The 424-nt window shown below is 52.6% G+C and carries 1 pseudogene; it reads right to left on the reverse strand.

What is annotated here, in order from left to right:
* A pseudogene (locus IG178_RS25770) lies at nucleotides 1-356 on the reverse strand (anticodon nuclease); the annotation flags it as partial.
* Nucleotides 357-424: the final 68 nt, after the last annotated feature.

A 424-nucleotide genomic window follows, 5' to 3' on the forward strand; every position in this document is an offset into this window, starting at 1 on the left:
CCCCCACCTGTGTGACCCAGGAAGTTCGCCGTCTTCTCTAGCAGCGCCCGGAACTGATTGAAGTGCACTCGCTCAATTTCATCCTCCGCGATTGCCCTCTGGATACCTTCAATTATCTGGAGGTGATAGCTGAAAGGCGAATCGCTTGGCTGATTGGTGAGTGTCCATTCGGCGTATGAATTGCGCGCAAGGACATACGGCCGAGTCCTATTCCTCTTTCGGCTCAGCGAATTAAAAAGAATATTAAAGAAGAGCGCATGGTGGGTCGAGATCACGAACTTGAAGTCCAACGCAGCGGCTCGCTCAACAAGTTCCACGAGCGCAAGTGCCACGGACACAATGCGGACATCGTCCATCGACGAGACTGGATCATCGATAACGGCGATCGATAGTTGATCATAGTCAGTCGTGGATCGCAGTTCGG

The sequence above is a fragment of the Neoluteolibacter marinus genome (assembly GCF_014904755.1).
Classification (GTDB): Bacteria; Verrucomicrobiota; Verrucomicrobiia; order Verrucomicrobiales; family Akkermansiaceae; genus Haloferula; species Haloferula marina.